This window comes from Rothia sp. HMSC061C12 (assembly GCF_001815755.1).
Taxonomy (GTDB): Bacteria; Actinomycetota; Actinomycetes; order Actinomycetales; family Micrococcaceae; genus Rothia; species Rothia mucilaginosa.
This window is the reverse complement of sequence record NZ_KV821863.1, coordinates 1-25,966: the sequence shown is the minus strand read 5'-3', so window position 1 is coordinate 25,966 and position 25,966 is coordinate 1. Positions and strand designations below refer to the sequence as shown.

Sequence of the window (25,966 nt, the reverse complement as noted above, 5' to 3'; positions counted from 1 at the left end):
TTCCAGGTCACAAAGCGTCATTGACGATGTCATTGCCGGTGTATTCAGGCGCACACAAAACGCCGGCAAGGGTACAAAAACCCAAGCCGGCGTCCATCTAACCCACTCATTACGAGCAGGCGGCGAATCAACCAGTACTACTGATCGAACTCACCCGAAGCAATCAGCTGCTCACGCACCTTACGGCGCAGAACCTTACCCAGCATCGAACGGGGCAGGTCATCCACCACCACGATGCGGCGCGGAACCTTATAGCGGGTCACCTTCGAGTAGCAGTGCTCACGCAGGGTGTGTTCCTGCACCACGCGTCCCGGGGCGGCAACCACGGCGGCAACGACCATCTCGCCACCGGCGGGCAGCGGAATACCGACCACTGCCGCATCCGCGACCATGTCGTGCTGCTTGAGGGCGACCTCAACCTCCGTCGGGGAGACATTGAAGCCACCGGTGATGATGACCTCCTTGATGCGGTCCACAATCTGAATGAAGTAGTCCTCGTCCAGGCGCACAATATCGCCGGTACGCAACCAACCATCGGGGGTGATGGTCTTCGCGGTCTCGTCTTCACGCTTCCAGTAGCCGGCAAAACGCTGAGGACCCTTCACCCACAGCTCGCCCTCTTCACCCTCGGGCACGTCCTCGCCGGTTTCCGGGTCCACCACGCGAATATCGGTGGAGGGGAACGGAACACCAATGAAACCGGCACGGCGAGTGTCATTGAGCGGGTTGCAGGAGACCAGCGGCGCACACTCGGTCAGGCCGTAGCCCTCCACCATGAAACCGCCGGAGGCTTCCTCCCACTCGGCAACCAGCTCAGGCGGCAGGTTCATCGCGCCAGACACCGCGTAACGGATACCCTCCAGGGACACGCCGCGCTTCTTCGCCTCATCCATGAGGCGGCGGTACACCGGCGGAACCGCAGGCAGAATGGTCGGGCGAGTCTTCTTCATCGCCTTCAGAATCAGGTCCATGTCCACGGTCGGGAACAGCACCAGGCGGGCGCGGCACAGCGACGCAATCGTCACGCCCAGGGTCATGCCGTACGCGTGGAACAGCGGCAGAACCGAGTAAATCACCTCGTCATCGCCCGGGTTAATCCACGCCTCACCCATGCGGCCGTTAGACTCCAGGTTGCGGTGCGTGAGCATCACGCCCTTGGGCAGACCGGTCGTGCCAGAGGTGTACTGCAGCAGCGCAATATCGTGCGCCGTCGGGCGGCGATGCGCAGGATCAATACGCTCACTCTTGAGCAGCTGCGACCACGGCACCGTACCCGGAGCGGGACCGGTCAGCTTCTCACGCGAAGCACGCGCACTCTTCAACGGCAGCTTCAGCGCGGTACGCATCAGCGCAGGCATCGCCGAAATCATGTTCACCGAATAAATATGGTTCGGGCGGATATCCGCCGGAAGACCCGTAATATGCGAGGCGATCTTATCCCACACAATCGCGACCTTCGCGCCGTGATCCTCAAACATGTGGCGCAACTCAGCGCCCGTGTACAGAGGGTTATGCTCCACCACAATTGCGCCCAGGCGCAAAATCGCGTAGAACGCCGCAATATGCTGAGGGCAGTTCGGCAAAATCAGCGCCACACGGTCACCCGCCTGCACACCCGCCACGCGCAGGCCCTCCGCAGCACGCTCAATCTGATCCCCCAACTCAGCGTAAGTCGTGGTCGCGCCAAAGAACTCCAGCGCCACCTTGTGGGGTACGGTGCGGACCGCCTCGTCAATGAGGTGGCTCAGCGAGGTTTCGGGCAGCTCAATATCGCGGGCAGTCCACGAAGAATAATTCTTCAACCAGGGACGATGCGCCAACGGATGCGCACCAGCCGATACGCCAGCGGGGGATGCAGGTGCCGCCGCATCCTGCAGGTTCGTGTTCTTCTGAGCCTCAGTCATGCATTGATTGTGCCTTCCCACACCCTCACGCTTCAACTCAGTAGCGCTTCTTCCCACGCTGAAAATCACACGGTACACCCACCCCAGATACCGCAATAAACACCGAAACACTAAGGCAGAACCCCGCAACTCTGGGATACTTAAAGCATGAGTAAACGACAGCAAGACATCACTGACGAACAGTTCAAGAAGCTCCTCCGCGAAATTTCCAAACGATTCGCTATCGCCGGAGGAGTCGTCATCCTGTTCGGAATGGCCATCATCGCACTTGCTTACCTTCTGGGAGGAGCCCACTAATGCACACCCCGCAGCGCCCCAACGGCGACATCTTTAACCGCATGATCTCCGGCGCCGCCTACATGCCCGACGCCGAATGCGCCGCGCAGACTAAGCGCATCCACGCTGCAACCGTCCTCGCCGAAGAACACTACGCACGCGGCGAGCAGGCCCAGGCAATGCACGTCTACCGTGAACACCTCGGCCACCTGGGCGAACACTCCCACATCCGTCCCGGCGCACGCTTCGACTACGGCGTAAACACCTACATTGGTGACGGCTCCTTCTTCAACTTCGACTGCGTATTCCTGGACGTCTGCCCGATCCGCATCGGCTCCACCGTGCTCGTCGGCAACAACGTGCAGTTCCTCACCCCCACCCACCCGCTCAACCCCGTTGACCGCGCCGCGTACTGGGAGGGCGGCGAACCCATCACCGTTGAGGACAACGTCTGGATTGGCGGCGGCGCTATCATCCTGGGCGGCGTGACCGTCGGCAAGAACTCCGTGATTGGCGCGGGCACCGTCGTCACCGAGGATGTTCCCGAAAACTCCCTGGTCGTCGGCAACCCCGGCCGCGTCATCCGCACCCTGGACGAAAACGAACGCCCGGCATACCCGCACACCTACTCCGCAGAAGCCCTGGAAGAAGCACGCGCCTTCTACGCTGACCGCAACCGCTAAATCAGCACCCAGGATTAGAATTCAAAGGATTTAATGAACGCACAGAACAACACCCCGCAGCAGCGCCCGGCCGCCGCGGCGTCCACCCCCACCGAGAGCGACCTGTGGGAGGCGGCTTTCTCCTCCGACGACCCCACCGTGGTCCTAACCGATGAGGAGCTGAACGCGGCACGTCGCGCCCACGAAAAGGCGCGCGAGGAGGCCTCTTCCGCGCAGTCCTCTGCACAATCCTCGCAGGATGCGACCCGCCCCCTCACCGAAGCGGCTACCGCAACCCAACCGGTCCTCTCCCCCGGCGCCACTTCTCAAGGCGCAGAGTCCGGCGCTAACTTCGGCGAACCCGGAGATGACAACCTCAGCTGGCTCGACAAGCCTGCGGCCCCCAGCCCGGACAACGTACGCGGTAATGCTTCTGCGGCCCCCGCTACCGCACCGACCGCAGCGGCAAGCTACGAGGTGCCCGCACCCGGTAACGCCCATGCGGCACCCGGCGCCCCGCAGGCTGACCCCGCGGCAGATGACCACTTCGTCATCCCCACCCCCGCAGGTGATGCCGCTGGTTCGGAACCCATCCTCACCGCCGCAACCGCGCTGTCCATGCAGAAGAGCCGCTACTCCCGCATGCACCTGCTACCCGGTCTGCTCGGCTGGCTGATTACCATCTCCCTCATGGACGGTGGCCTGTGGGCTATCCAGTCGTGGCTGACCCTGACCGGTCAGACCGAGTCCATCGAGTACGCCTCGGTAGTCTCCCGCCTCTTTAGCGGTGCGTCGAACGCCGTACCGGTAGCGGTCGCGCTGAGCGTGCTCATCTTCTTTGCCTACCTGGTGGGCGGCTACGCAGCGGGTCGTATGGCACGATTCGCCGGCGCAAAGCAGGGCATTGCCGTGTGGCTCTGGCAGATTATGGCGCTCATCCTCGGATCCCTGGCGACCTTCCTGGCGCCTCAGCTGTTCCAGAACGGTGTTGCGTCCCTGTCCCTGCAGAAGCTCATTGCGGGCGACTTCGCGAACGGTCTGCTGGCGGTTCTGCTGGTTCTGGCGTTGAGCTTCCTCGGCGCTATCCTCGGCGGCCTGTGCGGACGCCTGTACCACCGCCGCGTGGACAAGTATCCGAACGATCAGGTGGCACGCGAGGACGCCTAACTTAGGTTTCTAAGCGCGCAACTCGGCGTTAGAGAATACAGAAAACCTCCGGTACCTTGCGTAAGGTACCGGAGGTTTTCTGTATCTAAATATCTGTATCCTAAACAGCCTCAGCTACCCAGCAATACGGCGCTGACTAGCCAAAATGTGCCGCCTAGTGGTCCAGCAGCAGTGCAGGCTCCTCAAGAATCGCGGCCACATCAGCCATGAAACGAGCCGACAGGTCGCCATCCACCACACGGTGATCGAAGGAGCCACCCAGGGTCGTCACCCAGCGAGGAATAACCTCACCATCAACCACCCACGGCTTCTGCTTGATCGTACCGAAGGCAACAATCGCCACCTCACCGGGGTTAATAATCGGGGTACCCGTATCAATACCCAGCGAACCGATGTTCGTAATGGTCAGGGTACCGTTCGCCATCTCAGCGGGCTGAGTCTTACCCTCACGGGCGCGAGTGGTCAGGTTGTTCAGCGCAATAGCCAGCTCACGCAGGGACAGCTCCTGAGCATCCTTAATGTTCGGAACCATCAGGCCGCGCGGGGTCGCCGCAGCAATACCCAGGTTCATGAAGTGCTTAATCTGGATTTCGCTATCGGTCCAGGTCGCGTTGACCTGCGGGTTACGCTCAGCAGCCCAAATGACCGCGGCGGCAAGCACCAGCAGCGGGGTGACCTTCACGCCCTCAAAGTGGCGGGACTTCTTCAAGCGCTTCACGAACTCCATGGTGCGGGAGGCATCAACATCCACGAAGATGGACACGTGCGGGGCGCTAAACGCCGAAGCAACCATAGCCTTCGCGGTAGCCTTACGCACGCCACGCACAGGGATGCGCTCAATGCGGTCACCGGGGGTGGCTGCGGGCTGCCAGAACGGCTGGCGGGCGCCGCTATGCTGCACATCGCTCAGGTGCGCCACATAGTTCATGAGGTCCTGCTTGGTCACCTGGCCGCGCGCACCGGTAGCGGTCACGTTCGCCAGGTCAACACCCAGCTCCTTTGCGGCAAGACGCACCGGAGGCGGCGCGAGGGTCGGGCGGTGCGGAACCTGCTCGGGAGCCAAAGTCGGTGCGGGAGCCGCTGCGGGCTCGGGCGCCAGACGCTGCACCACCGAGTTCAGCGGGGTGTTCTCCACAAAGCGGGAGGCGCGCTCAGCCAGCTCGCTCAGCAGGCCCTGGTTGCGGTTCACCGAGTCGGCGGGGGTGTGCGCCACGGGCGCCTGAACAGTCGGTGCGACCGGTGCCGTAGCAGCCTGTGCGGGCTGGGATGCGGAGGCGGGGCGCTTGCGGGCGCGGCGCTTCACAGCGTCCGCCTTGGGGCCGGAGCCGACCAGTGCGGTGCCGGACTCAGCCTCTGCCGCGGCGGGTGCCGCCGGGGTTGCGGGTGCGTTGTCGCCGCCGGAGATACTGATGATTGGGGTGCCCACCTCAACGGTTTCGCCTTCGGCAACGAGCAGCGCCTCGACGGTGCCAGCGAAGGGCGAGGGAAGTTCTACGACGCTCTTCGCGGTTTCAATTTCAACGAGGACGTCGTTGATGGCGACCTCGGTGCCGACGGCAACCTTCCAGCTGAGGATTTCTGCTTCGGTCAGGCCTTCACCCACGTCAGGGAGCGGGAAAATCTGGGACATTTTTACCTCTCACTAGGGCATATACCCTATACGGAATATTCTGTGCGGGCTTGCAACCCGCCATAGCGCAACACGCTGATACGTCAGATCAGGGAATGCCTAGTAGTCAAAAGCGCGGTCAACCGCCTCAAGAATACGGTCAATATCGGGCACGTACTCTTCCTCAACGCGGGAAATCGGGTACGGCATGTAGTAGCCGCCCACACGAATCACCGGCGCCTGCAGGCTGTAGAAGCAACGCTCCGTAATCGCCGCAGCCAACTCACCACCCATACCACCAAAGGTCGGCGCCTCGTGCGCGACAATCAGGCGGCCAGTCTTCGCCACCGAAGCAGCAACGGTCGGCACGTCCAGCGGCGAAATCGAGCGCAGGTCAATGACCTCAATCGAGCGGCCATCCTCCACGGCAGCCTCCGCAGCAGCCAGAGCAACCGGCACCAGCGGACCGTACGCAACGATGGTCGCGTCCGTACCCTCACGCACCACCTGGGCGCTAAACGGATCAAAGGAAGTGTCGCTAAAGTCCACTTCACCCTTGAGCCAGTAGCGGCGCTTCGGCTCAAAAATAATGACCGGGTCGGGGCACTCAATCGCCTTGCGGGTCATCCAGTACGCCTCGTGCGGGGTCGAAGGGGTCACAATACGCAGACCCGCAGTGTGGGCGAACAGCGCCTCCGGGGACTCGGAGTGGTGCTCCACCGAACCAATCACGCCACCGTACGGAATGCGGATAGTCACCGGCACCGTGTACTGCTTATCGGTGCGGTTGTGGATCTTCGCCAGCTGGCTCGTGATCTGGTTGTAGGCGGGGAACACGAAGCCGTCGAACTGAATCTCCGGCACGGGGCGGTAGCCACGCAGCGCCATACCGATCGAGGTGCCGATAATGCCGGACTCGCCCAGGGGCGCATCCATGACGCGGCGGTTGCCGAAGCGCGCCTGCAGGCCCTCGGTCACACGGTACACACCGCCGAGCTTGCCAATATCCTCACCGAGCATGACGACGGTGCGGTCGGCTTCCATGGCGTCTTCCAGGCCACGGGTAATCGCCTTAGCGAGGGTCAAACGTTCAATTTTCTCGCTCATGCTTACTCCTCCTCAAAGCCTGCAACGTAGTTACGGTAGAACTCGCGGTCGTCTTCCACCTGCTGATGCTCCTGCACGTAGACGCGGTCGAAGAAACGCTCAAAGTCGGCAACCTCAGAGTTCAGCACTGCCTCACGCACGCCGTTCGCGACCTGCTGTGCAGATTCTGCAACCTCTTCGAAGAAGGCATCATCGGCGTAGCCCTGCTCGCGCAGGTGCTTCTCAAGGCGGATCATCGGGTCGCGGCGCAGGGGACCTTCCAGGTCGGCATCGGTGCGGTACTTGGTGGGGTCATCCGCGGTGGTGTGCGGGCCGAGGCGGTAGGTCTCAGCTTCAATCAGCACGGGGCCTTCACCGGTACGGATCTTCTCCATGGCGTAGCGGGTTGCTGCCAGTACGGCGAGAACGTCGTTGCCGTCCACGCGAATACCCTCGAAGCCATAGCCTGCGGCGCGGGTCGATACCGGCACGCGGGACTGCACCTCGAAGGGCACGGAGATAGCCCAGCGGTTGTTCTGCACGAAGAAAAGCACCGGCGCGTTATAGGAGGCGGCGAAAACCATGGATTCGTGTGCGTCACCCTCGGTGGAGGAGCCATCACCGAAGTAGACCGCCACGGCGGGCTTCTGGGTATCCTCGGCGGGGTCGGTTGCCTGGCCCTGACCGGTGCGGCGGATGCCGGTTTCAGCCTCGATGTCGGCGTCGAAGTTCAGACCCATGGCGTAGCCGACGGCGTGCACGGTCTGGGCGGCAAGCACCTTGGTGTAGGTGTGGAAGTTGTGCGCCTTCATGTCCCAGCCGTGGGTGGTGGAACCGCGGAAGATGGTGATCAGGTCGCGGAAGTCCACGCCACGCGCCAGAGCGACGGCGTGCTCACGGTAGGAGGGGAAGATGTAGTCGTTGGGTGCGTAGGCGAGTGCGGAGCCAACCTGTGCGGCTTCCTGGCCTCGACTGGGCACCCAGAGGGCGAGCTGACCCTGGCGCTGCAGGGCAGTTGCCTCGTCGTCGAATCGGCGGGTGGTGTACATGAGGCGGTATGCCTCGCGCAGGGTGTCTGCGTTGACGTCTTCGATGTACCGGCTGTAGGTGGGGTGTTCGTGTACGGTGCCGTTTTCATCCATGAGCTGGATGCGTTCGGGCACTCCGGGGTACTTGTCGTTCTCGTGCATCTAACCTCCACACGTGACGAGGGCTTGGCCCTCAGCGGCTTGGGTTTTAGTCTCAACTTTCACCTGATGGTGCAGGGTTTGAGGTGTTCCGGCAAGCCTGTGAGGGTCTGGGCATATATAGTTACCAGTCTACTCTTTTCGGCTTTATCTCGCGGCAGTTACGCTGATAACGCAGTGTATTATGCCCTGTCATTCACTATTTGAACATCATTAAATTAAACCTCCCATATATTCTTTTTTGAGAATATATGGGAGGTTTAATTTAACTATTGAGAGCTTTTTCGGGTCATCATTTTTTCCGCGCGAGAACCATTTGAAAAGCCCAAACAAACCTCGACAAGGGAAAATAGTACATTGTTCAATTAGGGTCGAGCTGGTACCCCCACCCCTTCACAAGACGCTCTAGAGCCCCTTCGCGAAGACCTCACAGAGCGAGAGGAAACGGTCATTCGCCTCCACCTCGCCAATGCTCACGCGAACACCCTCGGCGCCGAACGCACGCACCGACAGGGCATGCTCAGACATCAGCTGCACAAACTCACCCGTGCGCTCCCCCAGGGGCAGCCACACGAAGTTCGCGTAAGTGCTCGGGAAATCGTAGCCCAGCTCGCGCAGTCGAGCGGTCACGCGCTCACGCTCAGCGACCAGGTGGCTCACGCGCTCCATCACCGCATCCTCATGCTCGATGGAGGCGATAGCCGCCGCCTCAGCCAGCGCCGTCACGGCGAACGGGGTTGCCGCCACGCGCAGGTGCTGCGTAATCTGCGGGTGCGAAACCGAGTAGCCCACGCGCAGACCCGCCAGGCCCTGCGCCTTGGAGAAGGTGCGCAGAATGATGACGTTCTCGTAGTCACGGTAGATGTCCATGCCGTTCAGCGGGGCTTCTTCACCCTTCGGCACGGTGGAGGCGGCGCAGAACTCGAAGTACGCCTCATCAATGACCACGGGGATGTGGGCGGGCACCTTCTCCAGGAACGCACGGATTTGGCTTTCGGTGACGGCGGGGCCGGTCGGGTTGTTGGGGGTGCAGACCAGGATCAGGCGGGTGCGGTCGGTAATAGCTGTCGCCATGGCGTCCAGGTCGTGTGCGCCGTCGGGCAGGTTCGGCACCTGCACGCTACGAGCACCCATAATGCCGACGAGGATCGGGTATGCCTCGAAGGAGCGCCAGGCGTAGATGACTTCGTCCTGCACGCCGTCGGCGTTTACGCCGGCGAAGGTTTTGAGGATTTGGTTGAGCGCGCCGAGGCTTCCGGCACCGGTGACGATGTCGTCAGCGTCCACGCCGAGCCGTGCGGAGAGCTTGTGGCGCAGGGCGGTGGAGAGCGGGTCGGGGTAGCGGTGCGCGGTCGCAAATTCTGCGAGGACGCGCGCAACCTCGGGTACAGGACCCAGCGGGTTCTCGTTCGAGGAGAGCTTGTACTGGGTGAGGCCTTCAACGGGCGCGGGCGGCTTGCCTGCCGCGTAGCTGGGCAGGGTGCTAAAGACGGGGCGGACCGGGATGTTGGCGTGTTCAGCTGACTGGCTCATGGTTCCAGTATGTGCCTGCGGGCGGCTCGGAGGCTAACGCTTCTCACCTATAGAGCAGGTTGCGAGCAAGCTATAGCTGTGCAGGCAGCAGGGACTAGCCGCGGGCGCTGTACGTAAAGCACTGTACGCATAGATGGAGGGGCGCCGCCGGGGTTGTTCCCAGCGGTGCCCCTCCTTTTCTCTTCTCTACTCTACTCGTCCCCTCCGCCCTCCACCGAGCCGTTGAGATTGGGCTTTTAGACCATCAGGGGTTCACGCTCCTCGAGGGGAGTCAGGTCCTCGGGAGGGCCTGGTGCACGGAACCCGGGGTCGATGTTCTCGGGCGGAGTCGGTGCGAGGAATCCAGGGTCAATGCTCTTGGGCGGGAGCATGGGCGCGGGCTTCAGGTCCGGCAGGGCGGGGATGAGCGACTCACCGCCGTCGTAGTCTCCGCCCTGTCCAGATCCGAAGATTGGAGGATTCTTGAGCACAGAACCCACACTAGGGAGCTGCAACTGATCGATGATTGGCTGAGTAACAGCCTTTTCGATGTGCGTATGCAGATCTGCAGGTTTGGGCAGAATGTCCGGCGGAATCAGACCTGCAGGGGGTAGCTGCCCCTCTGCCTCGATTCGAGCGGGCATCTTGATGGGCGCCGGCTCCCGACGACTCAGGTCCCCGGGCATCTTGATGGGGGCAGGCTCGGGGCGGCTCAGGTCGCCCGGCATATTGATGGCGGGCGGCAGATGCTGCGGGTTGTATCCCTGCAGGAGGGGCACCTTAGGCATCTGCGGTGCAGGGGTTTCCGGCCAGGCAGGTTGCGGGTTCTGAGATTCCTGTGGAGTCGGCTCGGGGTGAGGGATGGTCTTTTGGACGCCCTCGATGACCGCAGGGATTTGCTTAGCAACCGCCCAGGCGGCTTCTCCAGCTTCTCGCTGGAGACCCTCAGCCTTCTGCTTGGCAATCTCCATGCCCTGCTGGACGTCGGAGACGGTGTCTTCGATACCACGCTTTGCTTGCCCCAGACGCCCGCCTGTCTTCTTATCAGCCAGCTCAGCTATACCCAAGACACCAGGCCTGGTTCCTGAATCCCAGGCAGCGCGACCGTAGATTCCGATACGTCCGGCTGTTATGCTGCTTCGTACAGCAGGAGGCAGACCGTCCGGCAGGCTTGAGGCTGAGGTTACCTTCTGTTCCCCCAGCACATATTCTTTACCGTCTATTGCGGTGCGCATGCCGCCAGGCACCTTGCTACTATGCCCTTCACGCTGTAGGGCTTCGTCGTAATTTTCACCATGATGTTCAGGGTTATTGACGGTGATTACCGTATCGCGTTCATCAGGCTGCCACGTTCCCCCGAAAATTTGGGTAAAAGGGTTCACTGCTGAGTCAGGAACTGGGTCTCCGTCTCCTTCCACGTAGTCCACTCCAAAGTCACGACGTTTAGCAGGTAGACCTGGTAGCGGGGCGGCTTGGGCGTAGACGCCCACAATGTTGATTTCTTTGGCGACTTCAGTACTATTCGCCATGTTGTGGGCAATCATGCCTCCCTGGCTGAAACCCTCCAGGTACACACGAGCACCCTGAGGTGCTCCGGCATCACGCAGGGCCTGCAAAACCATCTGATAGGCGGGGTTCTTCAGAGTATCTTTGCCCAATGCTTCGCGTCCGATACCAACGATATCTATGATAGATCCGCCCCAGGAATCAAAGTTAGTACCCGGAATACTCACGACGTATAGAGCATGGGCGGGGTCACCTTCGTGTCCTGCTTCGTACATGACGGTGACGAGTACGGCACTGCGTTCAGCGGTCGAGGGGTTCTGTCGGGAACGCTCAAATTCCTGATCCTGTGCCTTAGCAGCCGCAAGAAGACGTTCTGAGCTGGCGCCCACAGAAAGCTGGCTTTTCTCGCCACGATGCGTAGTAATACCGTATTCGTCAGCAGAAGCGGTCCGAATATTATGAGCCTTAGTGCCAAGATAAGTATCGAATCCAGATTTGACGATACTGAATAGGCCACCTCCCAGCGCCTTTCGAACGAGCCCGCGCGGAATGCCAAACATGCTTGCAAGGCGGTCAAATGCTCGCGAGCGCGCAATTTCGGGGTTCCACGTGGCATCCATGTAGGCGGTGAAGCCGAAGAGAATACCCGCTACAAGGGGTGAATACGGCAGCGTCCGAGATGCCGAGAAGTACCCAAGCTCAGGGATGATGAGCTTCAAGAGGTAGTTAGCTTCGCCGGGTTCTCCAGCGATGAGGCCGCGGAAGTGGTCTCGGGCGCTGCGTCCGTCGGGCAGCTTGCCGTCCTTGGCGATGCCCATGGACTCGAACCAGCCTGCGACAATATTTTCGGTCTGCAGGTAGGAGCTGTGGGCGGCGCGGACGGCTGCTGCGGTGGCACCGAACTTTAGCGCGCTTCCGCCGAGGTCTGTAGCGAGGCCGGCGCAGAGGCCAGATGCCTGCTGGGCGCGTCCGTTGATGCCGAGGAAGAGCCGAGTCTCGGTGGCGATGCCGAGAATGGGCATGGTGCGGTCGGCGCAGGTGCGGCTGACGGTGTCGAGGCCGTCGGCGATGGCGGGCATTTCTTCAAGCTCAACGCTGATGGTGCCTGCGGTGGGCCCTGCGGAGTTGCTGAGGTCACCGATGGGCGCAACGGTGGGTCCGGTAATCATGGTGTCTCCTAGGGTGGGGTTAGTGGGTTCGGATGAGCGAGCTCAGCCCGTCGGGCAGGCTCACGTGCATGAGTGAATCCAGCGTTGACTGGGCTTTTTGCACGCCTGAGCGGGCGATGATTTCGCCGGGGTTGAGTTTTTCGAGGGCGTCGGCGGCACCGTCGGCGAGTTTGCCGAGTAGGTTATCTACGGCGGAGGCGGCGGCTTTGATTGCCTGCGCCTTGGAGGTGAGGTCGTTGGCGAGTTCTTCACCGGCGGCGGCGATCATGGCGGCGGTGCCTTCGGCTTGTTCGGCTTGGTGGCGGGTTTTTTCGCGGTGTTCTTCGAGTTGTCGCCGGTAGGCGCGTCCGGCTTCGGATGCCCAGTGGTCGCCGTTGAGTTCGTTGGCGCGTTGGTGTGCGGTGCGGATTTCTTGGGCTTCGGTGCGCATCCTGTGGGCGAGTTCTGCCCCTTTGGCGCGGGCGAGGGTGGCAGCCGCCATGAGCTGTTCGGCGAGGGCGTGGCCGGCGGCGGTGCCGATGCCCATGTGTCCTGCTGCGCGGAGAATATCGGTCGGTTCGATGCGGGGCAGCTGGGGTACGGGTGGTGGTGTGGTGTCGACGAGGGTGCTCATAGTGTGTCCTTTCACGGCGGGTTTGTTTTAGGCTAAATCTGCCGCGGTGACCGTGCAGGTGGAATACGCCAACCTGTGGATAACTCCGGCTTGTTTCGAAAAATTCGCACGTTTTTGCCCCTTATCATCCGAAAAATGCCCCCTCCGTACCCCCTCGTTTTGTCATATTTCTGCAACTAACCCAGCCGCCCGTCACGTCCATATGCTCTTCCCGCCTCTTTTTTTCAGCGAATTCATGCAAAAATAGAGTTATGTCTCACACCAATAACACCATCCTGCCTTCTGGCCGTATTGATCTGGGCACCGGCGAACTTGCACTGGGCCCCCTGGACGGACGCTACGCTTCCGTGACCGCACCCCTGACCAACTACCTCTCTGAGGCGGCGCTGAACCGCGACCGCATCCACGTTGAGGTTGAGTGGTTCATTTACCTGTGCGAGCACGAGGTACTGCCGGGTCTGTCCCCGCTGAGCGAGGAGCAGAAGAAGGGCCTGCGCGCCATCGTGACCGATTTCAACGCTGATTCTGTGGCGGAGCTGGCTGAGATTGAGGCAGTCACCGTTCACGACGTGAAGGCGGTCGAGTACTACATCGGTCGCCGCCTGGAGGGCCTGGGCCTGGGTCACCTGGTGCCGCTGGTTCACTTCGGCTGCACCTCCGAAGACATTAACAACCTCTCCTACGCGCTGGGTATCAAGGACGCCGTTGAGAACGTGTGGATCCCCGCCGCTGAGGAGCTGATTGAGGTTCTGCTGAATCTGGCTGAGGACGGCCGCGACGTGCCGATGCTGTGCCGCACTCACGGCCAGCCGGCAACCCCCTCCACCCTGGGCAAGGAGATGGGCGTGCTCGCCTACCGCCTGAAGCGCCAGGTCAAGCACGTGAAGGCGACCGAGTTCCTGGGCAAGATTAACGGTGCGACCGGCACTTACGCTGCTCACTATGCATCGGTGCCTAGCGCTGATTGGCAGAAGATTTCTCGTGGTTTTGTGGAGCATCTGGGTCTGACTTGGAACCCGCTGACCACTCAGATTGAGTCGCACGACTGGCAGGCCGAGCTGTACTCGGATATCGCGCACTTCAACCGCGTGCTGCACAACCTCTGCACCGATGTGTGGAGCTACATTTCGATTGGTTTCTTCCGTCAGATTCCGGTGGCTGGTGCGACCGGTTCGTCCACTATGCCGCACAAGGTGAACCCGATTCGTTTTGAGAATGCGGAGGCTAACCTGGAGCTGTCGAACGCTCTGCTGGATTCGCTGGGTTCGACCCTGGTGACTTCTCGTTGGCAGCGTGACCTGACCGACTCGTCGGCGCAGCGCAATATTGGTGTGGCGTTCGGCCACTCGGTGCTGGCTATCTCTAACGTGGTGAAGGGCTTGCAGCGTCTGGATATTGCGACCGACGTGATTTCTGCTGATCTGGATTCCAACTGGGAGGTTCTGGCTGAGGCAATTCAGATGGTGATGCGCGCTGAGGCTATCGCGGGTGTTCCCGGCATGGAGAACCCGTACGAGCGTCTAAAGGAGCTGACTCGCGGGCACCGCGTGGATGCAGCTCGTCTGAAGGAGTTCGTGGCTACTCTGGGTCTCTCCCCCGAGGCTGAGGCACGCCTGTCGGCTCTGACTCCGCACACCTACAACGGTATTGCGGCTCAGCTGCTGGATCACGCGAAGAACGCGTAGCCTGTAGCGCCCGCTAATCAACAAAGCTAAACACTAAAGACCCCGGATTCCTAACTTAGGGATCCGGGGTCTTTAGCGTGTTGGGTCTTTTTATGTTCTGGTTTTATGACCAGCGGGTTTAGCGGCCGAGCATGCGGCGGTGGCCGGTTTCGGTGTCGTGGCCCTTGCCGCGGGTGAAAACCTTGCCTGCCGCCTTTCCTGCGTCCTTGACGCCCTTGAGGAGGGCACCAGCCACGCCGGAGGAGCTTTCCGAGCCGTCGCCACCCTGTACGCGGGGTGCGCGCGGGGTAATCATGAGCTCTGCGGGGAAGTAGGCGGGTGCGTCGCCGAAGGCACGGCGGGTGTTGCGCACGACGTCCTTACCGAGGGTCAGGTTTGCGCCGCCACCAACGACTGCACCCACGCCGAAGGGCAGGGCACGGCCGAGCAGTGCGCCGGTCTGGCGGGTCAGGAATCGGCGGATGAACATATTGCGGATGGTGCGTTCGACGCTGAACATCTTGCCGCCGGAGGAGTTGCCGAGCAGCATGCCCCACTTGTTGGAGACGCCGCTTGCCTTGCCGGTCTGCAGGAGCACGGTGTTCATGAGCTGGGAGCCTTCGTCACCGAGCATGATTGCCATGACCATGGAGCGGGCGGTTTCGGCGTCGTGTACGTGCACGCCGTGCAATTCTGCGACTGCCTGGGCGTAGAGGGCGGTGCGTTCGAGGTAGCCGCCGACTGCGAGCGCGGACAGGCTCATGGAGGTGACGGTACCTACGCCGGGCACGAATGCGGATGCGCCGGTGACGCCGCCGATGGCGGTGATGTCGCGCAGGTAGGTGCGGTCGAGGCGCTTGTGGATTTGTTCGGGGGTTTCGTCGGGGTGCGCTTCACGGAGTTTTTTGACGATGGACAGCGCGAGCGGTCGTTGCATGCGCAGTACGTTGTCGAGGGTGGTGGTTAGCGCGGGACGGGGGTTGCCGTCTTCATCGAATAGAGACTTCTTCGGGTCAAGCATGCTCTCAGTAAATCACGGCTGGGTGAATATTTCCTGGATATGAGGGGTTGTGGTGGGGTGTGGGGGTGAAATTTCACCGAGGGCGTGGAGGTTTTTGAGGGGTTGTTAGGGTGTTTTGGTCTCTATTTGCGCCCAATTTTAAAGCGCGTAAAATTGTCGTAGATTACACACTATTCATTGTTTGCATAGTGCGTGACCTGTTTCACGACGATTCGGGTTGCGCCTGATGACAGATAGCGGCTGACACCTCTTCTGGACTAATAAGGATTGCTATGACTTCTTCCACCCATACGCCCAATGCTGCGCGTTCTCCCCTGGCGACTCAGGGGCTGGGTGTTGCGTACGCGACCGGCGCGATTATTTCGGCGCAGTTCGGTGCGGCTCTTGCTAAGCAGCTGATGGGCGATTTGGGCCCTTGGGGCGTGGTGACTCTGCGCCTGTTGACTTCTTCTATCCTGCTGTGGGCGTTCTTCCGTCCGCAGATTCGTTCGTGGACCCGTCAACAGTGGCTGACGGTCATTGTTCTCGGTGTCGCCCTGACGGGTGCGAATGCCTTCTTCTATGTGGCGATTGAGCAGGTTCCGCTGGCGATTGCGGTGGCTATTGAGTTCATGGGTCCGCTGGTTCTGGCGACGGTTATGTCGCGCCGCAAGCTGGATTTGGTGTGGATTGCGCTGTCCTTTACGGGCATGGCGATTCTGACGGCTGAGTCCCAGGCGAAGCCTGAAGATTTCGCCCTGATGGGTGTGATTTTCTCGGTCCTGACCGCTGTTTCTCGTGCCGCCTACATTCTGGCGACTGAGAAGGTGGGCGCACTCATCCCGGGCATGGGCGGCATGGTCATGGGTAACGTTGTCTCTACTCTGCTGGTTCTGCCGTTCCCGTTCCTTATTAGCGGCAATAACCTGCTGAAGGTCACTCAGGATGTGAACCTGCTGGCTATTGGCTGCCTGATGGGTCTGTTGGCTTCTGCTCTGCCGGCGTTGGGTGAGGTTTCTTCGCTGCGTCTGCTGCCCGCGCATATTTATAGCGTGGTGCTGTCCCTGGAGCCTGCGATTGCGGCGGCTGTGGGTATTGTGATGCTTGGTGAGGCGACCGGCCTGGTTCGTTGGGTTGCTATTGCTCTGCTGGTGGCTGCGAGTATCGGTATTTCGATTTCTCACGCTCGTGCGCAGAAGAAGGCGCAGGAGGAGGGCACTATGGAGGATCCCGATCGTTACCTCCCCGGTGCTGTGGATGCACACGCAGTGGATATTGCACAGATGGCAACCAGTTCCATTACGCTCCCGTCAGCCGCTCAGATTAAGGCTGACCGTGAGGCGAAGGGCCTCTAACCGGCTGAGTTTGAGCGCTGAGTTTGAGCCGTGTCGACGGCTTCTAGCACCCCCGGGTAACGAGTAGGATAGTATCTCGTGTTGCCCGGGGGCGCGCTCTTTAAACGGCGCTATTGGAGCGTTCGTTCTGCCCCGTAGTGGCACAGCATGTGCACACGTGGAGAAGTACCGCCTTGTGAGGCGCAGGAAGGAGAACCTTGTCGCATACCGCACCCCAACGCCCCACGCTGGGCGTCATGTTTGTGCTGATGTCCTGCTCGTCACTGCAGTTCGGTGCCGCGTTCGCGGTAACGCTCTTCCCGCTGTTTGGTGCTCTAGCTATTAGCGTCAGCCGTCTGGCGATTGCTTCCATTGTGGTGGGTAGTGCCGTGTGGTTGGCGGCTCGTTGGCGTGCCCGTCGTGGCGGAACGATGCCGCCGGGTGCGTTGTCGTGGTCGAAGGAGCAGTGGCGTGCCGTCATCATTTTCGGTATAACGTTCGGCCTGATGAACGGCTTCTTCTATTGCGCGATTGACCGCATCCCGATTGGTTTGGCGGTTGCGGTGGAGTTCTTGGGGCCGCTGGCTTTGGCGTCTATGCTGACGCGCAGGCTCCGCGACGCGGTATGGGTGCTCTGCGCCCTGGCGGGCATGCTGGTGCTCGGCTACGAGGCGGCGGTCGGCAAGGATACCGACTACCTGGGTCTGACGTTCGCGCTGATTGCTGGCGTGTTCTGGGCGCTGTATATTCGCTCGAGCGCGAAGGTGGGTGCCCTGGTTCCGGGTGCGAGCGGTCTGGCGGTTGCGATGCTTGTTGGTGCCGCATTCATTGCCCCGGTGGCAGCGGTTGTTCCGGCTCCTCAGCCGATGTGGAATGCGGCGCAGGATCCGATGCTGCTCCTCATGATTTTTGGTACCGCGATGTTCGCTTCGGTGATTCCCTATAGCGCGGAGCTGATGGCTCTGCGTAACCTGCCGCAGCAGGTGTTTAGTGTGCTGATGAGCATGGAACCGGCGATTGCGGCGATTGCCGGTTGAGCGTTGCTGGATCAGGAGACCGGCCCGATTCGTTGGGTGGCAATCTGTCTGCTGATGACGGCGAGTGTGGGTATTACGCTGACCACCACGAAGGGCGATTCCCCCAAACAGAAGGATGACGGTGAGGACCCCGTTCCCGTGCCGCTACCCGAATAAAACCAAGATTCTGCCGGCGCGCGGCATAGAGAAAACCCATATACAAAACCGTTGAGGCGGGTACCTGGTTGGTACCCGCCTCAACGGTTTTATGTTTCAGTTTTAGCTCTCGGCCAGCTCGTCCAGCAGGTCGCGGAGCTCATCGGTGGTGAGCACTTCCGCCGGATGCGGACCCATCGCGTACAGCCGGTCCTGGGTGTCCTCGTCCAGCTCGCGGGCGGTGCCAACCAGCACGAGGTTGCCTTCGTTCTGCCCGCTAATCATGGAACTTTCGCACAGGCACCACACACGGTCGAAGACTTCCAGCATGGCGGCTGCCTGCAGCTGGAAGAAGGGCAGACCCGCGTCATCGCCCACGTTGATGGCGACCATGCCGCGCTCGTTCAGGGCGTCCTTGAGTTCGCGGTAGAAGTCGCGGTTCGCCAGGTGGGCGGGTGCGTCCATGCCGGTGAAGATGTCGAGAATGATCGCGTCGAAGCCGGGCACGCCCAGCAGTTCGGGCAGGTTCGCCAGCTGCTCGCGGGCGTCACCGACCACCAGCTGGCAATCGGTTCCGACGGGTAGCGGCAGGCGGTCCGTTACGAAGCCCATGAGCTCGGGTTCAATATCCACGGCAACCTGGCGGGAGCCGGGGCGGGTCGCCTGAATATAGCGCACGAGCGTGAGCGCACCGGCGCCCAGGTGTGCAGCGGTGATGGGTTCGCCGGCGGGTGCGAGCGCATCCACCGCGTTTGCGATGCGGCGCAGGTACTCGTAGAACACGTAGTCGGGGTTCTGTACGTCCACGTGGGACTGCTCGGCACCACCGATTTCGAGGACGTGGCCGTGGTCGCTGAACCCGTCGGGGTGAATTTCGGCGCGCTGACCACCGGAGAGCTGAATGTGCGCCACTACTTCACGCCAGCTTCACGCTTGAAGGTGCTGACCAGGTCATCCACCGAGGAGGACGAATCCAGGCCCTCAACGACCTTGTCGTTCACGGCGAAGGTGGGGGTGCCCTTCACACCAATCTTGACGGCGTGCTCGTAGTCGCGCTGGATGGGCTTGACGGTGTCGGAGGCGAGTAGGACCTTGTCGAATTCTTCGACGTTCAGGCCCAGTTCCTTGGCGTAGTCATTGAAGAGGGTGCGCAGCTTATCGCGTTCTTTGATGTTCTTCCAGTCGTTCTGGGTGTTGAAGAGCTTGTTCGCCATTTCGACGTGCTTACCCTGAGCTGTTGCGGCTTCTACGGCGAGCGCGGCGGGTACGGCGTTGGCGTGCATGTTCAGCGGCATGTGGCGCACAGTCACGTTCATGATGCCGTCAAGCTTCTTGGCGGCTTCTTCGAACTTGGGTTCTGCCTTGGCGCAGTAGGGGCACTGGTAGTCGGTGTACAGGGTTGCGGTGCCTGCACCGGGTACTTCGCGGTTGAGGCGGTAGCCGACGTAGCCGTCATCGGCGGTTGCCGAAGCAGTACCCGAAGGGTCAGCGGATGCCGAAGCGCTCGCGGATGCACTTGCCGAGGTAGCGGCGGTGCTTGCAGATGCGCTCGCCGAACCGCTCGCAGACGCCGATGCGGAAGGCTGGGAGGAGCTGGAACCGCATGCGCTCAGTCCCAGGGCGGCGGCGGGCACTACGCCCAGCAGCAGGGTGCGACGGTTGAGGGGTGAAGTCATGGGGGTTCCTCTCTCTACGGGTGGCGGGCTGGCCTGTGGTTGATACCTCTGTGGTCGATGTGCCAGTGGTTGTTGGGCGCGGTGAGGTGCTGCCAGCCGCCGTGGGTACTGGGTTTATTGTATGCCTCTGCCCTGAACTTTCCCTATCTTCGGGCGGGTTTGCGGGGTGAATGCAGTGCACGCCATAGCCGCTCTACCGCCTGTCCTGAGCTGCGGGCCCGGTGTTGAAAGTAATTAGCCTCTCCCCCGCCTTTTTGGTACTATTGCGGGGTATGCACTGTTCGCCGGTTGCTTTCTGGCAGTTGAGAACGGCAGCATATGCGCCTCTATAGCTCAGGGGTAGAGCATTTCCCTCGTAAAGAAAAGGTCGTGGGTTCGAATCCCACTGGGGGCTCCACATCCGCCGTAACGCGTGCCGGTTTCCGGTGTGTTGCGGCGGTTTTTAGCATCTGAAAGATGCCGTTTTCTCGAAGATGTCACCGTCGAACTTTAGGAGATTCTCATGTCTTCTCGATCCGCATCCGCTAAGCGCCAGAGCGGCCGTGCGCAGGCAGGCCGCGCCTCCACGGGCTCTGCACGCCCGATGAGCCCCACGATGCGTTTTGCGCTGGTGTACGTGCTGGCGCTGGTGGTTTCCCTGGCGGTATGGTTCTTCTACCGTTCCGTGTATGAAGATGACACCTCGTTCCTGGTGCCGATTGTGATTTCTTTGGTGACGTCCTATGTGTGTGCTCATGCGTTGACGGGCGGCAAATCACCTCGCAACTAGGCTACTGACCGGCAGCCCGCCAGGCTGTAGCCTCGTGAGGTTTAGGCAGACAAAAGCCGCGCATCCGATTCCCCGTTCAGGGGCCGGATGCGCGGCTTTTTACACGTGTACTTTACGCCAGCACCTTACTTGGAGGCACGCTGGAAGTCGCTGTCGGTCTTGCCCCACAGGCCGTAAACCTTGGCGAGTTCCTTGACCTTCTTTGCACGCAGGTAACGCGGCAGGTAGGAGCCGTCGCGGGGGCCGTCGAGGGGCACGTCGAGCATCTGGTGTGCTTCTTCGATTTCGAGCTCGCTCGGGGAGAATGCTGCGTTGATGGTCTCAGCCTGGCGGATGTCCAGGGTGATCTTACCGGTCATGCCGTGGTCGTTTGCGAAGCCGCATGCCTTGGAGAGGTCAGCACCGTATGCGCCGAGGGTCGGGCCGTCGATGGGGCCGGGCAGACCACCCAGGGTGGAGGCGATGACCAGCTGCGAACGCACGTAGGCGAGCGCCATGGGGGTTGCGGAGGAGCCGGTGTCGCGGCGGTAGTCGCCTGCACCGAATGCGAGGCGGAAAGTGCCGATTGCGCGCGCAATTTCGACGGAGTGGTGCACACCGAGTGCAGACTCGATCAGCGCGATGATGGGGGTTCCGGGGGGCAGCTCGGCTGCGGTACGGTCAATGTCGGTAGCGTGCTCTGCGGTGGCGAGCATGACGCCTCGCAGACCCTTCACGTTCTTGAGGGCCTTGACGTCCTTCCACCAGTGTTCGGTGGTGATGGCGTTGATTCGCACCCATGCGACGACGCCGGAGTTGAGCATACGGACGACCTGTTCGCGGGCTGCGTCCTTCTCTTCAGCGGGGCAGCCGTCTTCGAGGTCGATGATGATGGAGTCAGCCTCGGATTCGAAGGCCTCTTCAAAAACTTCTTCGGTGGAGTTGGCGCGCACGAGGAGCCAGGAACGAGAGAGGCTGGGGCGCAGCTGACGTGCGCGCTCGTTGCGGTGGAATTCAAACATGGTGTGTGACTTCTTCCGTGAATTATTGTGCATTGGGTTGTGCCGTAGAGGGGCAGGAAAAAGCCTGCGGTTCTTCCGCGCGTACCATCGCATTGTGTCGTCACCTCCATTGTGACGGAACCGCATAAGAAGTGTCCTACACCCCTTCTTTAAGCGTATCGCCTGTTGAGGTGCACATCAAACTAGCTCGCCTGTTAGTCACCGTTCAGATTGGCCGTGTTCATCTGGCGGACGCGGCACGGTGGGCGGTTTAAATGAGCCTGCCCGCAGCGTCCGGTGTGGGTGCTGCGGGCGGGTCACGCGATTGGTGTTAGGCTTCGACGAGTTCGGTGCGGCCTACGGGGATTCCATCGTCGAAGGTCAGCTCGCCGGTTGCTTCCTTCTGGGCGCGCTGGATGAGGCGTTCGGCTTCCTCAATGTGCTGAAGGACGGTTTCCACGCGGCGGTGCACGCTCACCTGGCGGTCGCATCCGGTGGCACAGTTGCCGAAGCAACGTGCCATGGCGAGCGCTTCGGCGCAGAGTGCCACGGCGTTGCCCGCCTTGGAGAGGGCGCGGTTCAGGTCGGAGTAGGTGCCGAACGGGGAGGCGGGAATATCGCCGTCGCTGGGGGCGAGGCGGTGCGCTTCCATGGCGACTGCACGCACGCGCGGGATGAGGTCGGCGAGCGCGTTTGCGTCCGGCACGATGAGCTCGATCATGGAGTCGGATGAGTCGGTTGCCGCTAGGCGTTCGAGGACCTGGTGGAAGCGGTCGATACCGCGAATGAACCGGTCGTGGGATCGGCGCCAGATGCCTTTGCCGAGCTCGGCGTCGTCGCGGCGCGATTGCAGGTAGCTTTTAAGTCCCATGTGCCCTCCTCTGCGTGGTGTGTGTGCCGTGCTTGTTGATCGGTGGAGGCTGCCGGTGATGGGCTCTGCGGCGACCCGCAAACCTCCCTATACTTAGGTTACCCTAAATCTCTTTTAGTGACGAGATGTCAGCAGTCAACTGTTTATTTCAAACCCAGATTTTCTTCACGCCGCTCACGCGACGATCCCCGCGGTGCCAGCCTAAAATGGCACCGGCCTAAAATAGCACCGCGGGGGCGTAGCGATTTCTAGACCATGCGCAGCACAATCTTGCCTCGATGCTGACCCGAGTCGAAGTATTCGTGGGCGGCAGCCGCCTCCTCCATGTCGAAGATACGATCCAGACCCACGCCAATCCTGCCGGATTCAATGAGAGGCAGCACGTGTTCGCGTACACCGCGCAGAATCTCAGCCTTCTGCCGGTCCGAACGGGTGCGCAGGCTCGTGGCGTGCACTGACAGGCGGCGGGAGAGCATATACCCCAGGTTCACTTCTGCTTTGGCGCCGCCCATCAGACCGATAATGCACAGGTGACCGCCGTCGGCGAGGGTGTGCAGGTTGTCGTCCAGGTACTTTCCGCCCACGACGTCGAGGATGTAGTCAGCGCCGCGTCCGCCAGTTTCAGCCAGCAGAACTTCACGGAACGAATGTTCGGTATAAACAATCGGTTCAGCACCTAGTGAGCGCACATATTCTGCTTTTTCCTCAGTTCTCACGGTTGCAAACACGCGGGTACCTACGGCGAGCGCCAGCTGGATGGCGTGTACACCGATACCGCCGGTACCGCCGTGCACGAGCACTACCGCGGGTTCGCCGTCTTCCTTGAGGTTTTCGGCGGGGTTCATGCTCATACCGCAGGTGAGCACCAGGTTCGAGTAGACGGTTGCCGCGACTTCGGGAATACCGGCGGCTTCGGCGAAGCTCAGCTGTTCGGGTACGGGCAGCACGTGGTCGACCGGTACGGTCACGTAGTCGGCGTAGCCGCCTCCAGCGAGGAGCGCCATGACGGGGGTGCCGCGGTTCTCCACGGAGACACCCTCACCGACCGCCTCAATAACGCCGGCTACTTCGAGGCCGTAGATGGCGCTCGCACCGGCGGGCGGCGGGTAGAATCCGCGGCGTTGCAGGGCGTCGGCGCGGTTGATTCCGGCGGCGTGAACGCGGATGAGAACTTCGTGGGAGCGGGGCACGGGGGCGGGTACTTTGGTGATTGTCAGAGCCTCAGGTCCACCGTGACTGTTCTCGATAATTGCTCTCATGAGTCCTCCTCATTGCCGGAAGCACCATCGTCGGTGCGCGATTTACAGAAAGCATACAACGTGCGATAATCTCTTAGTGCCCTGCGGCACGGTGTTGCCATAAAATGCCGGTCTCTGGAGTGCATGGATGGTTGTCCGAGCGGCCGAAGGAGCTGGTCTTGAAAACCAGTAGGCGGTAACCCCGTCTCAAGGGTTCAAATCCCTTACCATCCGCGTTATAGCTTCTGCTCCACGTGTGGAGCGCAAAGAGCCCTGTTCCTCGTATTGAGGAACGGGGCTCTTTGCATACGCCATTTTGAGTTACCGGGAGCATCGTTAGTGGATGTGTGACAAGGCGTTCAAGATTAATAGGATGAGGGCGATAATAGCAATGACAATGCCGATTCCTATCCCACTGAGGATTAGACCTCCGAAGGCGTGCTTGCCGTACCGGCGTGCCACAAACGCCTGCCAGATGCCCAAGATGCTCAGTAATGGGGCAACGATAGCCAGGACTATACCGTTTTCAAGCTCCTCGGCAAACAACCAAATCCCCAGGAAGAGAAACAGCAGGCCCAGGGCACCGAAAAGGAGGGATAAGTTCGCCGCCTTTTTACCGGCTTGTGCCCTCCGCACGTCGGGAGGTAGCTCGCTTTCATGTAGCGACCAGTCGTCCGTATCGTCGACCTCGGGTTGCTCGCTGTCATCTTCCTGGTAGATCTTGGCGTATTCGGGGTTGTTATCGAAGGTTTCATTATTTTGGGGTAGCTGCGACATCGCATCCACAACCTTTCAATACCGGGTGTTAAGTGTCTAGCGACTCGGGAGAGCATCTGGGCTCACCATCGAGCCAGCGTCGTTAGTTGATGCCTGACAAAGCTTGCGCAATCAGCAGGATGAGGGCGGCGATACCGATGAAAATGCATAGCCCCAGCCCGTTGAGGATCAGGCCACCGCTGGCACGCGTACCGTGCCGCCTTGCTGTGAATCCCTGCCAGATACCCAGGATGTTCAGGATTGGGGCAAGGATAGCTACCTGCAGAGCACTTTCTTCAAGACCTTGGACAAGACACCAGAACCCTAGAAAGAAAGACAGCGGGCTGAGGAAGCCAAAAAGTAGGGAGAGGTTCGCTGCTCTTTTACCCGCCGCTTGATCTGAGAACTCACCCGGAGACTCATTGGCGGGTAGTAGCTGTTCGTCAGAAGTATCCGGGCTAGACTGCTCGTTGTTATCTTCCTGGTATAGCTTGGCGTATTCGGGGTTGTAATCGAAGGCTTCATTATTTTGGGGTAGCTGCGACATCGCATCCACAACCTTTCAGGATCTACACGCGTTAGTTGAATACCTCAGCCTGGTGCTTCGCAAAAACCTATTCGCCGTTGAACCACGCCCACACAATCAGTATGTACACGAGGACAAGCTTGGCGATAGCTATCCAGCTCAGGATTCGACCCGCAAGAGAAACTACGCCGTAACTATCCGCTTCCTTAGCTTTATGTAGACCAAGGACACTTAAGATGATGGTGGGGATACCGAAAAACCACGGACCCGACACCATGATGTTGATGAGGCTGAGCACACCGAAAGTGAGTGAAAGTTGGGAGGCTCGTTCCCCTAGATTAGTCGCTGTTTTCCCACCGCTCTGCATCATAGGGGGCTCTTCAATATCAGCACCCTGTTTGTGGCGATGAGGTTTCGAGCGCAGACCAGCTGCTGGGTCGGAATACGGGCCTAGGATTGGATCCTGCATCGTTGCATCACAACCTTTCACGTACCGACACAGATGCTAAACCCACCCTAGACCTTCCCCCGCGCGGGAACAAGCATGTCAGGACCAATCCACGAGATATACGGCATATACACAGCAAAGCCCCGCTCCTCGCATTGAGGAACAGGGCTCTTTACATATCACATACGAAAGACCATGAATTCGACTCTCGGCTATCCAAACTTCCTAAGCCGGTTACGACACTATCCTTTCAAGGTGAAAACGAGCATTAACAGGGCAATAGCCGCCAGGACTGATAGGGCGATGGGCAGAATCACACCAATCCAGCTGAGGATATGCCCCGCCTTTGCCGGTACGCCGTGACATTCCGCGTCTCGTGCAGACAAGATTCCCAGGATGCCCAGAATAAAAGATCCGAGGAGGGTGTAGGGCAGCAAGAACGTCAAGAGGATAAGCACCACGCTGATGATGCCAAAGGTCAATGACCGTTGAGCCAACTTACGCCCTTCTTCCAGGATGCCCACAGGTCCGACAATATTCCTCGGGTAGCTCGGGTAAAACTGACGTGTAGGTAGTGGTTGGTTACCCGGGGCGGATTGCCCATTGTTATTTCCCGGGTGGAGCTTGGCGTATTCGGGATTGTCATCAAAAACTTCATTATTTTGGGGTAGCTGCGACATCGCATCCACAACCTTTCACGTACCGACACAGATGCTAAACCCACCCTAGACCTTCCCCCGCGCGGGAACAAGCATGTCAGGACCAATCCACGAGATATACGGCATATACACGGCAAAGCCCCGTTCCTCGTATGAACTGCCTCCCGTTTCTTGGACAACGA

The 25,966-nt window shown here is 60.4% G+C and carries 25 protein-coding genes and 2 tRNA genes; 10 read left to right on the top strand and 17 right to left on the bottom strand.

Annotated elements, in window-relative coordinates; translation table 11 throughout:
• Window positions 1-137: 137 nt before the first annotated feature.
• Window positions 138-1,904, bottom strand: a complete 1,767-nt coding sequence (locus HMPREF3055_RS04275; RefSeq protein ID WP_070738193.1) for a long-chain-fatty-acid--CoA ligase — start codon at window positions 1,902-1,904, stop codon at window positions 138-140.
• A 147-nt stretch (window positions 1,905-2,051) separates the two neighbouring features.
• Between HMPREF3055_RS04275 and HMPREF3055_RS09285 the strand changes: the two genes are divergently transcribed.
• From HMPREF3055_RS09285 to HMPREF3055_RS04265, 3 genes are read left to right on the top strand one after another with little or no spacing between them, the layout of a single operon-like run.
• Entirely contained in the window at window positions 2,052-2,201 is a 150-nt protein-coding gene (locus HMPREF3055_RS09285) for a hypothetical protein (protein ID WP_005504480.1), read from the top strand.
• Window positions 2,201-2,863 (top strand): sugar O-acetyltransferase, encoded by a 663-nt coding sequence (locus HMPREF3055_RS04270; RefSeq protein ID WP_070738189.1) that lies wholly within the window; start codon window positions 2,201-2,203, stop codon window positions 2,861-2,863. Before HMPREF3055_RS09285 ends, HMPREF3055_RS04270 begins: the two co-directional genes overlap by 1 nt.
• A gap of 33 nt (window positions 2,864-2,896) precedes the next feature.
• Window positions 2,897-4,009 carry a hypothetical protein gene (locus HMPREF3055_RS04265; protein WP_070738185.1) on the top strand — a complete coding sequence of 371 codons (1,113 nt, stop codon included), beginning with the start codon at window positions 2,897-2,899 and terminating at the stop codon, window positions 4,007-4,009.
• A gap of 154 nt (window positions 4,010-4,163) precedes the next feature.
• On the opposite strand, the gene HMPREF3055_RS04260 is transcribed toward HMPREF3055_RS04265, so the two are convergent.
• The 6 genes from HMPREF3055_RS04260 to HMPREF3055_RS04235 all read right to left on the bottom strand — a co-directional run bounded on the left by HMPREF3055_RS04260 (window position 4,164) and on the right by HMPREF3055_RS04235 (window position 12,691).
• Window positions 4,164-5,639 carry a dihydrolipoamide acetyltransferase family protein gene (locus HMPREF3055_RS04260; protein ID WP_049353975.1) on the bottom strand — a complete coding sequence of 492 codons (1,476 nt, stop codon included), beginning with the start codon at window positions 5,637-5,639 and terminating at the stop codon, window positions 4,164-4,166.
• Window positions 5,640-5,738: 99 nt separating this feature from the next.
• On the bottom strand, window positions 5,739-6,725 hold the full coding sequence (locus HMPREF3055_RS04255; RefSeq protein ID WP_070677686.1) for an alpha-ketoacid dehydrogenase subunit beta: 987 nt from the start codon (window positions 6,723-6,725) through the stop codon (window positions 5,739-5,741).
• A gap of 2 nt (window positions 6,726-6,727) precedes the next feature.
• On the bottom strand, window positions 6,728-7,894 hold the full coding sequence (locus HMPREF3055_RS04250; RefSeq protein WP_070738182.1) for a thiamine pyrophosphate-dependent enzyme: 1,167 nt from the start codon (window positions 7,892-7,894) through the stop codon (window positions 6,728-6,730).
• A 402-nt stretch (window positions 7,895-8,296) separates the two neighbouring features.
• Entirely contained in the window at window positions 8,297-9,424 is a 1,128-nt protein-coding gene (locus tag HMPREF3055_RS04245; RefSeq protein WP_060824273.1) for a histidinol-phosphate transaminase, read from the bottom strand.
• Window positions 9,425-9,660: 236 nt separating this feature from the next.
• Window positions 9,661-12,078 carry an extensin gene (locus HMPREF3055_RS04240; protein ID WP_070738180.1) on the bottom strand — a complete coding sequence of 806 codons (2,418 nt, stop codon included), beginning with the start codon at window positions 12,076-12,078 and terminating at the stop codon, window positions 9,661-9,663.
• 19 nt (window positions 12,079-12,097) lie between these two features.
• The gene (locus tag HMPREF3055_RS04235) at window positions 12,098-12,691 is read right to left on the bottom strand and encodes an ABC transporter substrate-binding protein (protein WP_070738178.1); all 594 of its coding nucleotides are present in this window, start codon (window positions 12,689-12,691) and stop codon (window positions 12,098-12,100) included.
• A gap of 251 nt (window positions 12,692-12,942) precedes the next feature.
• Here HMPREF3055_RS04235 and purB point away from each other — a divergent pair, with 251 nt between their 5' ends.
• Window positions 12,943-14,376 carry an adenylosuccinate lyase gene (gene purB / locus HMPREF3055_RS04230; RefSeq protein WP_070738176.1) on the top strand — a complete coding sequence of 478 codons (1,434 nt, stop codon included), beginning with the start codon at window positions 12,943-12,945 and terminating at the stop codon, window positions 14,374-14,376.
• Between the two features lie 118 nt (window positions 14,377-14,494).
• On the opposite strand, the gene HMPREF3055_RS04225 is transcribed toward purB, so the two are convergent.
• Entirely contained in the window at window positions 14,495-15,376 is an 882-nt protein-coding gene (locus tag HMPREF3055_RS04225; protein WP_049327021.1) for a hypothetical protein, read from the bottom strand.
• 272 nt (window positions 15,377-15,648) lie between these two features.
• Here HMPREF3055_RS04225 and HMPREF3055_RS04220 point away from each other — a divergent pair, with 272 nt between their 5' ends.
• The 3 genes from HMPREF3055_RS04220 to HMPREF3055_RS09280 all read left to right on the top strand — a co-directional run bounded on the left by HMPREF3055_RS04220 (window position 15,649) and on the right by HMPREF3055_RS09280 (window position 17,882).
• Window positions 15,649-16,710, top strand: coding sequence for an EamA family transporter (locus tag HMPREF3055_RS04220; RefSeq protein ID WP_070738173.1), 1,062 nt, complete (start codon window positions 15,649-15,651; stop codon window positions 16,708-16,710).
• A 197-nt stretch (window positions 16,711-16,907) separates the two neighbouring features.
• Window positions 16,908-17,726, top strand: a complete 819-nt coding sequence (locus HMPREF3055_RS04215; RefSeq protein WP_141758471.1) for an EamA family transporter — start codon at window positions 16,908-16,910, stop codon at window positions 17,724-17,726.
• A 3-nt stretch (window positions 17,727-17,729) separates the two neighbouring features.
• Window positions 17,730-17,882 (top strand): putative permease, encoded by a 153-nt coding sequence (locus tag HMPREF3055_RS09280; protein WP_012902815.1) that lies wholly within the window; start codon window positions 17,730-17,732, stop codon window positions 17,880-17,882.
• A 102-nt stretch (window positions 17,883-17,984) separates the two neighbouring features.
• Here HMPREF3055_RS09280 and HMPREF3055_RS04210 read toward each other — a convergent pair whose 3' ends face one another.
• Both HMPREF3055_RS04210 and HMPREF3055_RS04205 read right to left on the bottom strand, forming a co-directional pair.
• Window positions 17,985-18,773 (bottom strand): spermidine synthase, encoded by a 789-nt coding sequence (locus HMPREF3055_RS04210; protein ID WP_070738170.1) that lies wholly within the window; start codon window positions 18,771-18,773, stop codon window positions 17,985-17,987.
• Entirely contained in the window at window positions 18,773-19,537 is a 765-nt protein-coding gene (locus HMPREF3055_RS04205; protein ID WP_049349922.1) for a DsbA family protein, read from the bottom strand. Before HMPREF3055_RS04205 ends, HMPREF3055_RS04210 begins: the two co-directional genes overlap by 1 nt.
• Window positions 19,538-19,859: 322 nt before the next feature.
• On the opposite strand from HMPREF3055_RS04205, the gene HMPREF3055_RS04200 reads away from it, so the two are divergent.
• Both HMPREF3055_RS04200 and HMPREF3055_RS04195 read left to right on the top strand, forming a co-directional pair.
• Window positions 19,860-19,934, top strand: a tRNA-Thr gene (locus HMPREF3055_RS04200).
• A gap of 105 nt (window positions 19,935-20,039) precedes the next feature.
• The gene (locus HMPREF3055_RS04195; protein WP_070738167.1) at window positions 20,040-20,306 is read left to right on the top strand and encodes a hypothetical protein; all 267 of its coding nucleotides are present in this window, start codon (window positions 20,040-20,042) and stop codon (window positions 20,304-20,306) included.
• A 125-nt stretch (window positions 20,307-20,431) separates the two neighbouring features.
• Here HMPREF3055_RS04195 and HMPREF3055_RS04190 read toward each other — a convergent pair whose 3' ends face one another.
• The 3 genes from HMPREF3055_RS04190 to HMPREF3055_RS04180 all read right to left on the bottom strand — a co-directional run bounded on the left by HMPREF3055_RS04190 (window position 20,432) and on the right by HMPREF3055_RS04180 (window position 23,416).
• Complete coding sequence (locus HMPREF3055_RS04190; RefSeq protein ID WP_070738164.1) at window positions 20,432-21,307, bottom strand: HpcH/HpaI aldolase/citrate lyase family protein; 876 nt, start codon at window positions 21,305-21,307, stop codon at window positions 20,432-20,434.
• A 310-nt stretch (window positions 21,308-21,617) separates the two neighbouring features.
• Complete coding sequence (locus tag HMPREF3055_RS04185; RefSeq protein WP_070738161.1) at window positions 21,618-22,157, bottom strand: dehydrogenase; 540 nt, start codon at window positions 22,155-22,157, stop codon at window positions 21,618-21,620.
• Window positions 22,158-22,405: 248 nt separating this feature from the next.
• Entirely contained in the window at window positions 22,406-23,416 is a 1,011-nt protein-coding gene (locus HMPREF3055_RS04180) for an NAD(P)H-quinone oxidoreductase (RefSeq protein WP_070738158.1), read from the bottom strand.
• A gap of 125 nt (window positions 23,417-23,541) precedes the next feature.
• Here HMPREF3055_RS04180 and HMPREF3055_RS04175 point away from each other — a divergent pair.
• Window positions 23,542-23,629: transfer RNA gene (locus HMPREF3055_RS04175), tRNA-Ser, on the top strand.
• 102 nt (window positions 23,630-23,731) lie between these two features.
• Here HMPREF3055_RS04175 and HMPREF3055_RS04170 read toward each other — a convergent pair.
• The 4 genes from HMPREF3055_RS04170 to HMPREF3055_RS09220 all read right to left on the bottom strand — a co-directional run bounded on the left by HMPREF3055_RS04170 (window position 23,732) and on the right by HMPREF3055_RS09220 (window position 25,805).
• Window positions 23,732-24,172, bottom strand: coding sequence for a hypothetical protein (locus HMPREF3055_RS04170; protein WP_070738155.1), 441 nt, complete (start codon window positions 24,170-24,172; stop codon window positions 23,732-23,734).
• A gap of 82 nt (window positions 24,173-24,254) precedes the next feature.
• Entirely contained in the window at window positions 24,255-24,698 is a 444-nt protein-coding gene (locus tag HMPREF3055_RS04165; protein ID WP_070738152.1) for a hypothetical protein, read from the bottom strand.
• 67 nt (window positions 24,699-24,765) lie between these two features.
• The gene (locus HMPREF3055_RS04160; protein ID WP_070738150.1) at window positions 24,766-25,047 is read right to left on the bottom strand and encodes a hypothetical protein; all 282 of its coding nucleotides are present in this window, start codon (window positions 25,045-25,047) and stop codon (window positions 24,766-24,768) included.
• Window positions 25,048-25,367: 320 nt separating this feature from the next.
• A complete protein-coding gene (locus HMPREF3055_RS09220; RefSeq protein WP_070674494.1) occupies window positions 25,368-25,805 on the bottom strand; it encodes a hypothetical protein in 438 nt (145 codons plus the stop codon).
• Window positions 25,806-25,966 lie beyond the last annotated feature (161 nt).

Bases quoted from the DNA above. Each gene is read 5' to 3' on its own strand.
- HMPREF3055_RS04275 (WP_070738193.1), bottom strand. From the start codon at position 1,904: ATGACTGAGGCTCAGAAGAACACGAACCTGCAGGATGCGGCGGCACCT.
- HMPREF3055_RS09285 (WP_005504480.1), top strand. From the start codon at position 2,052: ATGAGTAAACGACAGCAAGACATCACTGACGAACAGTTCAAGAAGCTC.
- HMPREF3055_RS04270 (WP_070738189.1), top strand. From the start codon at position 2,201: ATGCACACCCCGCAGCGCCCCAACGGCGACATCTTTAACCGCATGATC.
- HMPREF3055_RS04265 (WP_070738185.1), top strand. From the start codon at position 2,897: ATGAACGCACAGAACAACACCCCGCAGCAGCGCCCGGCCGCCGCGGCG.
- HMPREF3055_RS04260 (WP_049353975.1), bottom strand. From the start codon at position 5,639: ATGTCCCAGATTTTCCCGCTCCCTGACGTGGGTGAAGGCCTGACCGAA.
- HMPREF3055_RS04255 (WP_070677686.1), bottom strand. From the start codon at position 6,725: ATGAGCGAGAAAATTGAACGTTTGACCCTCGCTAAGGCGATTACCCGT.
- HMPREF3055_RS04250 (WP_070738182.1), bottom strand. From the start codon at position 7,894: ATGCACGAGAACGACAAGTACCCCGGAGTGCCCGAACGCATCCAGCTC.
- HMPREF3055_RS04245 (WP_060824273.1), bottom strand. From the start codon at position 9,424: ATGAGCCAGTCAGCTGAACACGCCAACATCCCGGTCCGCCCCGTCTTT.
- HMPREF3055_RS04240 (WP_070738180.1), bottom strand. From the start codon at position 12,078: ATGATTACCGGACCCACCGTTGCGCCCATCGGTGACCTCAGCAACTCC.
- HMPREF3055_RS04235 (WP_070738178.1), bottom strand. From the start codon at position 12,691: ATGAGCACCCTCGTCGACACCACACCACCACCCGTACCCCAGCTGCCC.
- purB (WP_070738176.1), top strand. From the start codon at position 12,943: ATGTCTCACACCAATAACACCATCCTGCCTTCTGGCCGTATTGATCTG.
- HMPREF3055_RS04225 (WP_049327021.1), bottom strand. From the start codon at position 15,376: ATGCTTGACCCGAAGAAGTCTCTATTCGATGAAGACGGCAACCCCCGT.
- HMPREF3055_RS04220 (WP_070738173.1), top strand. From the start codon at position 15,649: ATGACTTCTTCCACCCATACGCCCAATGCTGCGCGTTCTCCCCTGGCG.
- HMPREF3055_RS04205 (WP_049349922.1), bottom strand. From the start codon at position 19,537: ATGACTTCACCCCTCAACCGTCGCACCCTGCTGCTGGGCGTAGTGCCC.
- HMPREF3055_RS04195 (WP_070738167.1), top strand. From the start codon at position 20,040: ATGTCTTCTCGATCCGCATCCGCTAAGCGCCAGAGCGGCCGTGCGCAG.
- HMPREF3055_RS04190 (WP_070738164.1), bottom strand. From the start codon at position 21,307: ATGTTTGAATTCCACCGCAACGAGCGCGCACGTCAGCTGCGCCCCAGC.
- HMPREF3055_RS04185 (WP_070738161.1), bottom strand. From the start codon at position 22,157: ATGGGACTTAAAAGCTACCTGCAATCGCGCCGCGACGACGCCGAGCTC.
- HMPREF3055_RS04180 (WP_070738158.1), bottom strand. From the start codon at position 23,416: ATGAGAGCAATTATCGAGAACAGTCACGGTGGACCTGAGGCTCTGACA.
- HMPREF3055_RS04170 (WP_070738155.1), bottom strand. From the start codon at position 24,172: ATGTCGCAGCTACCCCAAAATAATGAAACCTTCGATAACAACCCCGAA.
- HMPREF3055_RS04165 (WP_070738152.1), bottom strand. From the start codon at position 24,698: ATGTCGCAGCTACCCCAAAATAATGAAGCCTTCGATTACAACCCCGAA.
- HMPREF3055_RS04160 (WP_070738150.1), bottom strand. From the start codon at position 25,047: ATGATGCAGAGCGGTGGGAAAACAGCGACTAATCTAGGGGAACGAGCC.
- HMPREF3055_RS09220 (WP_070674494.1), bottom strand. From the start codon at position 25,805: ATGTCGCAGCTACCCCAAAATAATGAAGTTTTTGATGACAATCCCGAA.